Origin of the sequence: Bradyrhizobium liaoningense, from assembly GCF_018130955.1 — a bacterium.
In the GTDB taxonomy this organism is placed as follows: Bacteria; Pseudomonadota; Alphaproteobacteria; order Rhizobiales; family Xanthobacteraceae; genus Bradyrhizobium; species Bradyrhizobium liaoningense_C.
Genome location: NZ_JAFCJM010000031.1, coordinates 32,168 through 45,076 on the forward strand (window position 1 = coordinate 32,168; position 12,909 = coordinate 45,076).

The following is a 12,909-nucleotide window of genomic DNA, read 5'->3' on the forward strand; positions in this document are numbered from 1 at the left end:
AAGAGGGATGGCAGTATCGGCGGCAAGTCTTTCAGATGGCGGAAGGGGTGGAATGCGGCTTCGGAAATGCCCCATTGTTTGAGCCTGTTGCAGGAGGTGCGTGATGACGATCACAACGAAAGAGAAAGAGCTCGCTGCTGTTGGTATTTCCGTTGCAGCTGGTTGTAAGCCCTGCACTGATTTTCATCTGAGAAAGGGGCGTGAGACTGGCGCATCCGATGCGGAAATCAAGCAGGCGATAATTGATGCTTTGTCCGCGCGAAGAAGCGCCGCTGACATAATGGAAACCTATGGTCTCGCCCATCTTGAGGGACGCGAGCCGGAAAGTGATCTGGAGCACACGGGCACAACCGACCGCGTGCGCGAACTAGTGTCCATTGGTGCCGCGTTTGGCGTCAACTGCGTCTCGAGCCTCAAGGTGCATCTGGATGCGGCTGAGCGGGCGGGGATTTCGCACGAAGAAATAGCGATGATTGTGAAGCTCTCCGCGTTTATCAAGGGGAAGGCGGCCTCGCATGTCGAGCACCTAGCTGAGAGCTTCAGGAAGCCCGAGGTGATCTATGAGCAGGAGGTAAGTGCCTGCTGCTGAGTATGGGATGCATCCGTATCAAGGTGCGCGAGCTGCGGGCTCATTCCCTGGCAGGGAGAGGATAGTCGAGGGTTCCTAAAGGTTATCGCTGCGAATCATCGGCTGAAGCAATCGGCAATGTTTTCGCATCGACTGACTTTTAGCATTGCATCAGTTGGGAGCGATGAGATGCTATTGCTGTTCAGCCTGATCCCAGCCACCGCGTTAACGGTTGTTGGATTCTTCGTTCTCTTTACGTCGACGAGAGCGGAAGGCGCGTTGAGACATTTTGGACGGTACCTTGCGATCTGGCTCCTGTTCTTGGCGGGCGTGTTGGTTCTCGGCGGGTTGCTTGCACCCATAGTCGGGATACGGGACCCGATCAGCAGCTTGGTGGATCGCATGGGAGAGCACATGCGATCGATGGAGCAACTCGAACAGAAACAACCTCAGCGGAATTGAGTGTCTCAGTAGCTTTGGTCATGACCTGATAATAGCGCGCTAATGGTTGAAGTCGCCGTGCAGTCGGCCAATGTCTCCTCCGGGGTCACGAGCGGTATTGCTCTGACCGATCGTAAAATTTCCGCTTGACCGTCAGAAGCTGACGTCCGCGCCTTTATGGGCACACGTCCTAGTTCGTCGGCCCCACCGTGAACGGGCCGATGGCGATGACGTGGCAGTCGCTGTCGCGCTTGGCGCATTCGGAGAGCGCGCCGTTGACGGCAGTCTGCTCGTCGGCAGCCTTGAGGCCGAGGCCCGGGCGGCCGGCCGTGCCGACGGCAACCGCATTCCAGCCCATGGCTTCGCCAAGCCGGCGCACGACGTCGTCGCGCGCGTCGGCTACGATCGTGGGGTTGCTCGCGGCATGGAAGAAGCCGGTGACCCTGAACAGCGTGGGGATCGGAACTACGAAGTTGTCGTCGACCGCGACGATCATGCAGGCAACGCCCGCAATGGCCCCGCAGGATTCCAGCGCACGGCGTGAGGATTCCTCCGGCGAGGACGTTCCCAGCACCATGAAATATTGCGCGCCCGGGCCGAGCGCGACTGCGCGCGATTTTTGCGCGGGCACGAACATGTTTTCCAGGCGCGCCTTCTGGGGATCGCGCACCATCGGGAAATCCCTGGAGGCGAAGGGCCGCTCGGTCATCGGGTCATGCCGGAAAAAGGGCGACGGCGGCATCGGCGGCTGACCGTGGGCGTAGACCACTTTGTTGCCCACCGCATAGAGCTCGCAGCGGCGCGGCGATTGCCCGGCATCGGCGCGCTTCTGGCACTGCTCGAGCGCGGAGCTGCGCGCGGCCTCCTCGTTCGGCTGGTTCAGCGCCGAGCCGGTGAAGCCGCCGATATTGAGCGCGAAGGCCTTGTAGTCGCCGGCGGCGGAATAGTCGCCAGCCAGGAAGCTGCGGACGCGCTCATTGATGAAAGGCACGCTGTCAGCGGGAAACTTGCCGGCCATCGGCATCGCCGAGGGTGACGGTGCGGGCGTCGGCGCCATCGCAGCGCCGGCATTCGGCGGCGCCACTGGCGTCATCGGCGCCTTTGCCATCTGGGTCGGCGTCGGGCTCGGCGTGGCCGCCGCCGCAGTCGGCGTCACGCCTGGCGCGGCACTTGGTGTCGCCGCCGGCGTCGGTGCAGCGGTTGCCGTCTGCTTCAGCTTGTTGTTGTAGACGAAGCCGGTGACGACGATGGCGACGACCGAGACGACCGCCACGACCAGCGGCCACATCCACACCGGAGCGGCTGCGACCTTGGAGGCCGGCTTCTTCACCTGCGGTGCGGCGTAGGTGCCGTCCTCGCGACGCATCGCCACCATATAGGCGTGCACGGGCGTCGGAATGTTCTTCACTTCCTGCGCGCCGATATCGGCGAACTGCACCGACAGCTTGTTGGCGACCTGCTCATGCACCGCACGCGAGACGCAGATGCCGCCGACTTCGGCAAGGCCCTCCAGGCGCGCGGCGATGTTGACGCCATCGCCCAACAGATCGCCGTCGCGCTCGACCACGTCGCCGATGGTGATGCCGATGCGGAACGACATCTGCCGGCTCGGCGGATAGGCCATGTTGCGGGTCCGCAACGACTCCTGGATGTCGATCGCGCAGCGCACCGCGTCCACGGCGCTCGGGAATTCCGCGAGCACGGCATCGCCAGCCGTGTTGAAGATGCGCCCGCCGGCCTTGGCGATGAAGTCGTCGACGACGGACCGATAGGACGCGAGACGCCGCAGCGTCTCCTCTTCGTCTTCCGCGACCAGCCTGGAGTAACCGGCAATATCGGCTGCGAAAATCGCTGCGATCTTGCGTTTCATGTGCTACCGGCCCCGGTCCATCAAGTTCCGCGGCAGAATGCCGCTAACGGCAGCGGGGTGCAACAAAGTTTCAGCGCTCGCCACGGTCGTGACGAGCGCTGAACGTGTTCAGGAATGTCTTGCTTGAGCCCCGGAGCGGTGCCCCGGGGCTTAATGCATAGCCGTGGTATTGAGCTGCTGCTGGATGCTCTTGTAGTGGTCGAGCCGCGCGATCGCGAGATCGAGCTCGTCGCCTTCCTTCTCGGCCAGCTTGCCTTCCATGTCTGCGATGGAATCGGCGAACTGCGCACGATCAAGCTCCTCCAGCGACGTTGCGACATCGGCCAGCACCGTCAGACGATCGTCGGAGACTTCGGCCAGACCGCCGAGCACGATGACCTTCTGCTTCTGACCGCCGGTGATGATGGTCAAGATGCCCGGCCGGATCGCCGCCACGACGGGTGCGTGTCCGGCGAGGACGCCGAAATCACCTTCCCAGCCGGGAATGTCGACCTGATCGACTTCGCCGGAGAACGCGAGCCGTTCGGGGGAGACGAGATCGAAGTGGAAGGTGGCCATGGTGTGTCCGTTGTTTTCCGCTTGTCACCCGCGGGCTTGACCCGCGGGTCCATCCATCAAAGCTCTCTTTCGATGGATCGCCGGGTCATTTGCTTGAAGATGCGCTTCGCGCTTTCGCCCGGCGATGACGAGATGTGAAAGCTTAGGCCGCTTCAGCGGCGAGCTTCTTGCCCTTCTCGACGGCTTCTTCGATGGTGCCGACCATGTAGAAGGCGGCTTCCGGCAGGTGGTCATACTTGCCTTCGCAGAGGCCGCGGAAACCCTTGATGGTGTCAGCGAGCTCGACGAACTTGCCGGGCGAGCCGGTGAAGACTTCGGCGACGTGGAACGGCTGCGACAGGAAGCGCTCGACCTTGCGGGCGCGGGCGACCGTCAGCTTGTCCTCTTCCGAGAGCTCGTCCATGCCGAGAATGGCGATGATGTCCTGCAGCGACTTGTAGCGCTGCAGCACCTGCTGGACCATGCGCGCGGTCGAGTAGTGCTCCTCACCGACGACGAGCGGCGAGAGCATGCGCGAGGTCGAGTCGAGCGGGTCCACCGCCGGATAGATGCCCTTTTCCGAGATCGCGCGCGACAGCACCGTGGTGGCGTCCAAGTGGGCGAACGAGGTGGCGGGCGCCGGGTCGGTCAAGTCGTCGGCCGGCACGTAGATCGCCTGCACCGACGTGATCGAGCCCTTCTGGGTGGTGGTGATGCGCTCCTGCAACGCGCCCATGTCGGTCGCGAGCGTCGGCTGATAACCCACGGCCGAAGGAATACGGCCGAGCAGCGCCGACACTTCCGAGCCGGCCTGCGTGAAGCGGAAGATGTTGTCGACGAAGAACAGCACGTCCTGGCCCTGGTCGCGGAAGTGCTCGGCGACGGTCAGACCGGTGAGGCCGACGCGGGCGCGGGCGCCCGGCGGCTCGTTCATCTGGCCGAACACCAGTGCGCACTTCGACTTCACGCTCGGATCCGGATTGTGCGGATCGGCGTTGACCTTGGATTCGATGAACTCGTGATAGAGGTCGTTGCCCTCGCGGGTACGCTCGCCGACGCCGGCGAACACGGAGTAGCCGCCGTGCGCCTTGGCGACGTTGTTGATCAGCTCCTGAATCAGCACGGTCTTGCCGACGCCGGCGCCGCCGAACAGGCCGATCTTGCCGCCCTTCGCATACGGAGCAAGAAGATCGACGACCTTGATGCCGGTGACGAGAATTTCGGCTTCGGTGGACTGATCGGTGTAGGTCGGCGCTTCCTGGTGGATGGCGCGCTTGCCCTCGGACTTGATCGGGCCGGCTTCGTCGATCGGCTCGCCGATGACGTTCATGATGCGCCCGAGCGTGCCATCGCCGACCGGAACCGCGATCGGCTGGCCGGTGTCGGTCACTTCCTGGCCCCGTACCAGACCTTCGGTCACGTCCATCGCGATCGTGCGCACGGTGGACTCACCGAGATGCTGCGCGACCTCGAGCACAAGGCGGATGTTGCCGTTCTTGGTCTCCAGCGAATTGAGAATGGCCGGCAGGTGGCCTTCGAACTGCACGTCGACGACGGCGCCCATGACCTGGGTGACGCGACCGACCGGGTTAGCTGCTGTAGCCATCAATAGCTCTCCTTCGAATTCTGTACTTGAACGACCGTCGTTCGTGCCTCAGACCGCCTCGGCGCCGGAGATGATCTCGATCAGCTCCTTGGTGATCTGGGCTTGACGGGTTCGGTTGTAGATCTGGGTTTGCTTGCGGATCATTTCGCCGGCGTTGCGGGTGGCGTTGTCCATCGAGCTCATCTGCGCGCCATAGAACGAGGCGTTGTTTTCCAGCAGCGCGCGGAACACCTGCACCGCGATATTGCGCGGCAACAGTCTGGAGAGGATTTCGTCCTCCTCGGGCTCGTACTCGTATGCAGTCGCCGGACCGCTCGCCGCCTCTTCTTCAACGACCAGCGGGATGATCTGCTGCGCGGTCGGGATCTGCGCGATCACCGACTTGAACTGCGAGTAGAATAGCGTGCAGACGTCGAACTCGCCCGCCTCGAAGCGCGCGAGGACCTTCTTGGCGATGTCCTCGGCATTGACGAAGCCGAGCTGGCGGACGCTGCGCAGGTCGAGATGTTCCACGATCTGCTTCTCGAACAGCCGGCGGAGCTGCTCGTAGCCCTTGCGGCCGACGCAGAAGAATTTGACTTCCTTGCCTTCATTCATCAGCGCCAGCGCGCGCTCGCGCGCCATGCGCACGATCGCCGAGTTGAAGGCGCCGCAGAGGCCGCGCTCGCCGGTGCAGACCAGCAACAGATGCACCTGATCCTTGCCGGTACCGGTCAGCAGGGCCGGCGCACCGGGCGATCCTGCAGCGGCGGATGCGATATTGCCGATGACCGCGCCCATCTTGTTCGCATAGGGCCGCGCCGCTTCGGCCGCTTGCTGAGCGCGGCGTAATCTCGACGCTGCGACCATCTGCATGGCCTTGGTGATCTTCTGCGTCGCCTTGGTCGAGGCGATGCGGACCCGCATGTCTTTAAGTGACGCCATTCTTCGTTCACCCCGACGGCCTGATCAAATCCGACCGTTAGCCTGTTCTTTCGTCATGCCCGGCCTTGTGCCGGGCATCCACGTCTTTCTTTCCACGTCAAAGACGTGGATGGCCGGGACAAGCCCGGCCATGACGCCGTAGTCTTAAGCGAAGCTCTTGGCGAAGCTCTCGACCACCGACTTCAGCTTGGCAGCGGTGTCGTCGGACAGGTCGCGGCTGTCACGGATCGCATTGAGGATCTCGGCGTTCTTGCCGCGAAGCACGGACAACAGACCGTCCTCGAACGCGCGCACCTTGTTGAGCGGGAGCGGATCGAGATAGCCGTTGGTGCCGGCCCAGATCACGCAGACCTGCTCTTCCATCTTCAGCGGCGAGAACTGCGGCTGCTTCAACAGTTCGGTCAGGCGCGAGCCGCGGTTGAGCAGGCGCTGGGTCGAGGCGTCGAGGTCGGAGCCGAACTGCGCGAACGCCGCCATTTCGCGGTACTGCGCCAGCTCGCCCTTGATCTTGCCGGCGACCTTCTTGGTGGCCTTGGTCTGCGCGGAGGAACCCACGCGCGACACCGACAGACCGACGTTCACGGCAGGACGGATGCCCTGGAAGAACAGGTCGGTTTCCAGGAAGATCTGGCCGTCGGTGATCGAGATGACGTTGGTCGGAATGTAGGCCGACACGTCGTTGGCCTGGGTTTCGATGACCGGCAGCGCGGTCAGCGAGCCGGAGCCCTGGTCCTTGTTCAACTTCGCCGCGCGCTCGAGCAGGCGGGAGTGCAGATAGAACACGTCGCCGGGATAGGCTTCGCGGCCCGGCGGGCGGCGAAGCAGCAGCGACATCTGGCGGTAGGCGACGGCTTGCTTGGACAAGTCGTCATAGATGATGACGGCGTGCATGCCGTTGTCGCGGAAGTACTCGCCCATGGTGCAGCCGGTGAACGGCGCGATGTACTGCATCGGGGCCGGGTCGGAGGCGGTGGCGGCGACGACGATCGAGTATTCGAGAGCGCCCTGCTCTTCCAGCACCTTCACGAACTGCGCGACGGTGGAACGCTTCTGGCCGATCGCGACGTAGACGCAATACAGCTTGATGTTCTCGTCCGGCTGCGCGTTGAGCGGCTTCTGGTTCAAAATGGTGTCGAGCGCGATCGCGGTCTTGCCGGTCTGGCGGTCGCCGATGATCAGCTCGCGCTGGCCGCGGCCGATCGGGATCAGAGCGTCGATCGCCTTGAGGCCGGTCGCCATCGGCTCGTTCACCGACTTGCGCGGAATGATGCCGGGCGCCTTGACGTCGACGCGCATGCGCTTGTCGGCCTGGATCGGGCCCTTGCCGTCGATGGGATTGCCGAGCGCGTCGACGACGCGGCCGAGCAGGCCCTTGCCGACCGGCGCGTCCACGATGGCGCGGGTGCGCTTGACGGTCTGGCCTTCCTTGATCTCGCGGTCGGCACCGAAGATGACGACGCCGACGTTGTCGGTTTCGAGGTTCAGCGCCATGCCGCGGGTGCCGTTCTCGAACTCGACCATTTCGCCCGCCTGGACGTTGTCGAGGCCGTAGACGCGAGCGATACCGTCACCGACGGACAGCACCTGTCCGACTTCGGAGACTTCAGCTTCCTGGCCGAAATTCTTGATCTGGTCCTTGAGGATCGCGGAAATTTCCGCGGCGCGGATGTCCATCAGCCTGCCTCTTTCATCGCGTGCTTGATCGAATTGAGTTTGGTGCGAAGCGAACTATCGACCATGCGGCTGCCAAGCTTGACGACGAGGCCACCGATGATCGAGGGATCGACTTTCACGTTGAGCGCGACGTCCTTGCCGGTCACCGACTTCAGGGCAACCTTGAGGGCGTCGAGATTCTTGTCCGAGAGCGGCTCCGCCACGGTGACGTCGGCCGAGGCCTCGCCCTTGAACTTGGCGACCAGCGCGCCGTAGGCGCGGATGACGTCGGTCACCGCGAACAGCCGGCGATTGGCGGTCAGCACTTTGAGGAAATTGGCGGAGATGCCGGCGATACCGGCCTTGTCCAGCACCGCCGACAGGGCCTTGGACTGGACATCGGCCGCGAACACCGGGCTGCGGACCAGGCGCTTGAGATCAGCGCTGTCGGCTAGCAACCCGCCGAACCTGTCGAGATCGGCCTTGACCGTATCGACCGCGTTCTGCTCGCGGGCCAGTTCAAACAAGGCCGTTGCATAACGACCGGACACACCTGAAACGGACGTATCTTCTGCAGCCACAGACGCGCTCTTTTAGCTGTCAAACTCGCAAGGGAAAAACCGTCGCCACGGAAGCGGCGCCAAGCGATCCAAGCCCTTGGAATTCAAGCGGGACTTCGATTTTCGACCGGCACAGGACATGCCGGGATCGTTAAAATCGGCGCTTTGCTAGCATGGCAGGCGCGCAGGTGCAACATGACGCCAAATTAAAGGCTGCGGCCCGCGGTCGTCGTGTTGATGACGTCAGCGACCGCTCCCGATGTCGGCGCCGCCACATTTTGGTTCAACCGCGCGAGCGGTCCGCGACCGGCTAAGTCCCATTGGTTCCTGCCGACAGCGCATAGCGGCCATGAACACAGCTCGCAGAGCCGTGACAGCGCGGCGTTTTGTTTCACTTGGCTGATTACTTACCGAATTCTGAATAAGCGGAGAAACAACTTATCTTTACAGTATTAGCAAGTATTGAACTGGTTAACGATTCGTTAAAGCGAAAGATTACGGAACATTCGCTGATTATCTGAATCACGTCACAAGATATTTCATTGCGCCCCATGCCGGGTTTACTGCCCAATTCACGCCGCAATGCGAAAGGAAACGGCCTTGAGCTCGCAAACTTACGGGGGCTCCACTGGCCACATATGTGGCAATACTAGTACAGGGACTTTTAAATGCTGGCATTGAAACCGCTGGGACGCGTAACCCGGCCCCGCACGGCGCTCGCTGTTGTCGCCGCAACTCTTCTGGTCGGTGGAACTGCCACCGAAGCTTCGGCCAAGTCGAGGCACCACCGGCATCACCATCACCACGCCAGCAAGGTCCAAGGCCAAGGCTCGGACTGGCAGAACGCCAATGCGTCGATGACGCCGACCTCGGGCTCCGGACATTCCTTCTCCGGCATGGCCTCCTATTACGGCAACGAGTCCGGTTCCCGCACCGCCTCCGGCGCGCGCTTCAACCAGAACGCCATGACCGCGGCGCACCGCTCGCTGCCTTTCGGCACCAAGCTGCGCGTGACCCATCGTGGCCAGAGCGTCGTCGTCACCATCAATGACCGTGGCCCGTTCATCCGCGGCCGTGTCCTCGACCTCTCGACCGGCGCTGCCCGCGCCATCGGCCTGACTGGCGCCGGCGTCGGCCGCGTCACTGCCGAGGTCGTCTCCTAGCGCGTCGTCCGACGCGCTCTCCACACACGCGCAGTTCGCCTCATCGTCCGTCACGGACATGGTTTGGCCGGCGCGTGTGAAACAAGCCCGCCGTCTTGGGGGACGGCGGGCTTTTTTGCGCCGTCATTCCGGGACGCGCCTCTTGGTGCGGGCCCGGAATCCATCGATGGATTCCGGGCTCGCGCTGACGCGCGCCCCGGAATGACGGAAGGACTTACAAAAAGCTCTGCGGGTCGACGTCGACCTCGAGCTTGAGATTGCCCTTGGTCTTCGGGCCTACCGCGAGCCAGTTCCGCAAGTAATCGGAGAGATCGAAGCCGCGCGCCGATTTCACCAGGATGCGGAAACGGTAGCGGCCCTTGATCACGGCGAGCGGCGCTTCGGCCGGTCCCAGCACCACCACGCGCTCGTCGCGCGGCGCTGTCGTCACGAGGCGGCGCGCAAAACCGTCCGCGCTCGGACGATCGCCGGCGGAAATGATCAGGCTCGCGAGCCGCCCGAACGGCGGATAGAGCGTGCGTTCGCGCAGGTCGATCTCGCTGGCATAGAAGGCCTCGCGGTCGCAGGCGATCAGCGCCTTCATCACGGGATGCTCGGGCTGATGGGTCTGGAGATAGCCGACGCCGCGGCCCTGCTCGCGGCCGGCGCGCCCGATTACCTGGTTGAGCAATTGCCAGGTGCGCTCGGCGGCGCGCGGATCGCCATTGGACAGGCCGAGATCGGCATCGACCACGCCGACGAGGTTGAGCCGCGGGAAATTGTGGCCTTTTGCGACGAGCTGCGTGCCGATGATGATGTCGACGCGGCCCTCCGCGATTTCGCTGAGCTCGCTCCGCATGGTCTCGATCGAGGTGATGAGATCGCTCGACAGCACCATGGTGCGCGCGTCCGGAAACAGCGCGGCCGCCTCCTCCTGCAGGCGCTCGACGCCGGGGCCGACCGCCACAAGCGATTCCTCGGCCGCGCAATGCGGGCAGGTCGGCGGGCGCGGCATCGAAAAACCGCAATGGTGACAGACGAGGCGCTGGCGAAAGCGATGATCGACCAACCAGGCATCGCAGATGGTACAGGCGAAGCGATGGCCGCAGGCGCGGCACAGCGTCAGCGGCGCATAGCCGCGGCGATTGAGGAATAACAGCGACTGTTCCCGCCGTTCGATCGCGGCTTTCATCTCGGCGGCCAGCCGCGGTGAGATGAAGCGGCCGCGCGCCGGCTGCTCGCGGCGCAAATCGATCGCCTCGATATGCGGCATGTGCTGGCCGCCGAAGCGCGACGGCAGCGCGATGCGCTGGTAACGGCCCTTGCGCGCATTGACCTCCGATTCGACCGAGGGCGTGGCGGACGCCAGCACGATCGGGATTTTTGCGATATGCGCGCGCACCACGGCCATGTCGCGGGCGTGATAATGCACGCCGTCGTCCTGCTTGTAGGCCTGGTCGTGCTCTTCGTCGACCACGATGAGGCCGAGATCGGCATAGGGCAGAAACAGCGCCGAGCGCGCGCCGACCACGACCGGTGCGCTACCCTCTGATATCGCCGCCCAGTTGCGCGCACGGGTGCGCGGCGTCAGCTCCGAATGCCACTCCAGCGGCCGCACGCCGAAACGTTGCGCGAAGCGATCGAGGAACTGGCCTGTCAGCGCGATCTCCGGCATCAGGATCAGCGACTGCTTGCCGCGTCGGATCGTCTCGGCGACCGCCTCGAAATAGACCTCGGTCTTGCCGGAGCCGGTGACGCCGTCGAGCAGCGCGACATGGAAGGTGCCGTTGGCCGCAAGCGCGCGCATCGCATCGACCGCGCCGCGCTGCACCGGCGTGAAATCCGGCTGGCCATAGGCGGGATCGGGCGCCGGCGGCGGAGGCGGCGGCGGCAACGGCTCGATGGTGAGCGTGCCTTCGTCGACGAGGCCGTCGATCACGCCCGCGGAGACGCCGGCTTCCTTTGCGGCTTCCGACTTGCCGTGCAGCAGGCGGTCCGACAGCACCTCGATGACGCGGCGCCGTGCCGGTGTCAGCCGCCGCGGCGCTTCACCGACGAGGCGCACACCGGCGCGGACCCGCTCGGGGCCGAGGTTTTCGCCCATGCGCAGGCACATGCGCAAAACCATGCCGCGCGGGCCGAGCGTGTAGTTGGCGACCCATTCCACCAGCGACCGCAGCTCAGGCTTCAGCGGCGAGACGTCGAGCTTTTCGCTGACGTCCTTCAGCCGGTTGTGCAGGCGCGGGTCCGGATTGGCGTTCTCGGCCCAGACCACGCCGAGCACCTCGCGCGCACCCAGCGGCACGCCGACGAGATCGCCTGCCTTCAGCTCCATGCCGCGCGGCACGCAGTAAGAGTAGGTCTGGTCGAGCGCGACAGGCACCAGCACGTCGACCATGCGGGTCGATGCGGCCGGAGCAGCGGTGCGCGAAGCGTGATCCATGGGCTGAGAATCGGAACCTGGGGTGTCGAGGCTAGCGCCGCGGGGCGGCCTTAGCGAACGATAAACGAGTGTGATGCGATATACTGTGAGGAATCACCGCGTCCAGAGCTCATGAGCAAAGCGGCCCCACAGGCAATCGAGCTTCCCTCCGCCGACGAGACGGTCGCGCTGGAGATGGCGCGCTGGCTGTCGCATCTCGGCGCCGAGCGGCGGCTGTCGCCGAAGACGCTGGAAGCCTATGCCCGTGACTTGCGGCAGTGCCTCGACTTCCTCTGCGGGCATTGGGGCGAGCGCGTGACGCTTAAGCGTTTTGCGGCGCTGGAGGCCACCGACATCAGAGCCTTCATGGCGATGCGCCGCGCCGACGACATCGCCGGCCGCTCGCTGATGCGGGCCTTGGCGGGCCTGCGCTCGTTCGGACGCTTCCTCGAACGCGAAGGCAAGGGCAAGGTCGGCGCACTCTCCGCCATTCGCGCGCCAAAAGTCGCAAAGAGCCTGCCAAAGCCGCTGCCGATGGCCTCCGCAAAGCGCCTGGCCGATGCCGATGAACGCGCCGGCGAGGAGCGCGAGACCTGGATTTTGGTGCGCGACGCCGCCGTGATGGCGCTGCTCTACGGCTCGGGCCTGCGCATCTCCGAAGCGCTCGGCTTGAAGCGCCGCGACGTGCCACGTCCCGGCGACGGCGACGTGCTCATCGTCACCGGCAAGGGCAACAAGACCCGCATGGTGCCGGTGCTGCAGAACGTGCTGGCCTTGATCCAGGACTATGCCGGAATGTGCCCGTATCCGCTCAACCCCGAAGGCCCGATCTTCCTCGGCGCGCGCGGCGGTCCCCTGAGCCCGCGCATCATCCAGCTTGCGATGGAGCGCCTGCGCGGCGCGCTCGGGCTGCCCGACAGCGCCACGCCGCACGCGCTGCGCCACTCCTTCGCCACGCATCTGCTCTCGCGCGGCGGGGACTTACGCGCCATCCAGGAATTGCTGGGCCATTCCTCGCTCTCGACCACGCAGGTCTATACCGGCATCGATTCCGAGCGGCTTCTGGAAGTCTACGCCGCCGCGCATCCGCGGCGGTGAGCGGCGACGCCCCCGCCACGTCAAGCTCCGACATAACATTGTCACAAGCTGCATGCCTCTTGCGCGGGCCGCGCGGTTCGGTCATTCG

At 64.3% G+C, this 12,909-nt stretch carries 11 protein-coding genes; 4 read left to right on the forward strand and 7 right to left on the reverse strand.

The window, feature by feature from the left end; all coding sequences use genetic code 11:
* Positions 1-103: 103 nt before the first annotated feature.
* Both JQ632_RS23710 and JQ632_RS23715 read left to right on the forward strand, forming a co-directional pair.
* Positions 104-589, forward strand: coding sequence for a carboxymuconolactone decarboxylase family protein (locus JQ632_RS23710; RefSeq protein WP_212405002.1), 486 nt, complete (start codon positions 104-106; stop codon positions 587-589).
* Positions 590-757: 168 nt separating this feature from the next.
* The gene (locus JQ632_RS23715; RefSeq protein WP_212405003.1) at positions 758-1,030 is read left to right on the forward strand and encodes a hypothetical protein; all 273 of its coding nucleotides are present in this window, start codon (positions 758-760) and stop codon (positions 1,028-1,030) included.
* Between the two features lie 169 nt (positions 1,031-1,199).
* On the opposite strand, the gene JQ632_RS23720 is transcribed toward JQ632_RS23715, so the two are convergent.
* From JQ632_RS23720 to JQ632_RS23745, 6 genes are all read right to left on the reverse strand, one after another.
* Positions 1,200-2,879, reverse strand: coding sequence for an adenylate/guanylate cyclase domain-containing protein (locus JQ632_RS23720; protein WP_212405004.1), 1,680 nt, complete (start codon positions 2,877-2,879; stop codon positions 1,200-1,202).
* Between the two features lie 150 nt (positions 2,880-3,029).
* On the reverse strand, positions 3,030-3,437 hold the full coding sequence (locus JQ632_RS23725; protein WP_212405005.1) for a F0F1 ATP synthase subunit epsilon: 408 nt from the start codon (positions 3,435-3,437) through the stop codon (positions 3,030-3,032).
* Positions 3,438-3,579: 142 nt separating this feature from the next.
* The gene (gene atpD, locus JQ632_RS23730) at positions 3,580-5,022 is read right to left on the reverse strand and encodes a F0F1 ATP synthase subunit beta (RefSeq protein ID WP_212405006.1); all 1,443 of its coding nucleotides are present in this window, start codon (positions 5,020-5,022) and stop codon (positions 3,580-3,582) included.
* Positions 5,023-5,070: 48 nt separating this feature from the next.
* A complete protein-coding gene (locus JQ632_RS23735) occupies positions 5,071-5,946 on the reverse strand; it encodes a F0F1 ATP synthase subunit gamma (protein WP_212405007.1) in 876 nt (291 codons plus the stop codon).
* A 144-nt stretch (positions 5,947-6,090) separates the two neighbouring features.
* Positions 6,091-7,620 (reverse strand): F0F1 ATP synthase subunit alpha, encoded by a 1,530-nt coding sequence (gene atpA, locus JQ632_RS23740; RefSeq protein WP_212405008.1) that lies wholly within the window; start codon positions 7,618-7,620, stop codon positions 6,091-6,093.
* The gene (locus JQ632_RS23745; RefSeq protein ID WP_212405009.1) at positions 7,620-8,180 is read right to left on the reverse strand and encodes a F0F1 ATP synthase subunit delta; all 561 of its coding nucleotides are present in this window, start codon (positions 8,178-8,180) and stop codon (positions 7,620-7,622) included. Before JQ632_RS23745 ends, atpA begins: the two co-directional genes overlap by 1 nt.
* A gap of 647 nt (positions 8,181-8,827) precedes the next feature.
* Here JQ632_RS23745 and JQ632_RS23750 point away from each other — a divergent pair.
* The gene (locus tag JQ632_RS23750) at positions 8,828-9,322 is read left to right on the forward strand and encodes a septal ring lytic transglycosylase RlpA family protein (protein ID WP_212405010.1); all 495 of its coding nucleotides are present in this window, start codon (positions 8,828-8,830) and stop codon (positions 9,320-9,322) included.
* Between the two features lie 214 nt (positions 9,323-9,536).
* Here JQ632_RS23750 and JQ632_RS23755 read toward each other — a convergent pair whose 3' ends face one another.
* Positions 9,537-11,744: a primosomal protein N' gene (locus tag JQ632_RS23755; RefSeq protein ID WP_212405011.1), complete on the reverse strand. Its 2,208-nt coding sequence runs from the start codon at positions 11,742-11,744 to the stop codon at positions 9,537-9,539.
* Positions 11,745-11,855: 111 nt separating this feature from the next.
* Here JQ632_RS23755 and JQ632_RS23760 point away from each other — a divergent pair, with 111 nt between their 5' ends.
* The gene (locus JQ632_RS23760; protein ID WP_212405012.1) at positions 11,856-12,821 is read left to right on the forward strand and encodes a tyrosine recombinase XerC; all 966 of its coding nucleotides are present in this window, start codon (positions 11,856-11,858) and stop codon (positions 12,819-12,821) included.
* The last annotated feature ends 88 nt before the right edge of the window (positions 12,822-12,909 follow it).

Excerpts from the sequence above, each read along its gene's own strand:
- JQ632_RS23710 (WP_212405002.1), top strand. The coding sequence starts at position 104 with ATGACGATCACAACGAAAGAGAAAGAGCTCGCTGCTGTTGGTATTTCC.
- atpD (WP_212405006.1), bottom strand. The coding sequence starts at position 5,022 with ATGGCTACAGCAGCTAACCCGGTCGGTCGCGTCACCCAGGTCATGGGC.
- JQ632_RS23735 (WP_212405007.1), bottom strand. The coding sequence starts at position 5,946 with ATGGCGTCACTTAAAGACATGCGGGTCCGCATCGCCTCGACCAAGGCG.
- JQ632_RS23755 (WP_212405011.1), bottom strand. The coding sequence starts at position 11,744 with ATGGATCACGCTTCGCGCACCGCTGCTCCGGCCGCATCGACCCGCATG.
- JQ632_RS23725 (WP_212405005.1), bottom strand. The coding sequence starts at position 3,437 with ATGGCCACCTTCCACTTCGATCTCGTCTCCCCCGAACGGCTCGCGTTC.
- JQ632_RS23760 (WP_212405012.1), top strand. The coding sequence starts at position 11,856 with ATGAGCAAAGCGGCCCCACAGGCAATCGAGCTTCCCTCCGCCGACGAG.
- JQ632_RS23720 (WP_212405004.1), bottom strand. The coding sequence starts at position 2,879 with ATGAAACGCAAGATCGCAGCGATTTTCGCAGCCGATATTGCCGGTTAC.
- JQ632_RS23715 (WP_212405003.1), top strand. The coding sequence starts at position 758 with ATGCTATTGCTGTTCAGCCTGATCCCAGCCACCGCGTTAACGGTTGTT.
- JQ632_RS23750 (WP_212405010.1), top strand. The coding sequence starts at position 8,828 with ATGCTGGCATTGAAACCGCTGGGACGCGTAACCCGGCCCCGCACGGCG.
- atpA (WP_212405008.1), bottom strand. The coding sequence starts at position 7,620 with ATGGACATCCGCGCCGCGGAAATTTCCGCGATCCTCAAGGACCAGATC.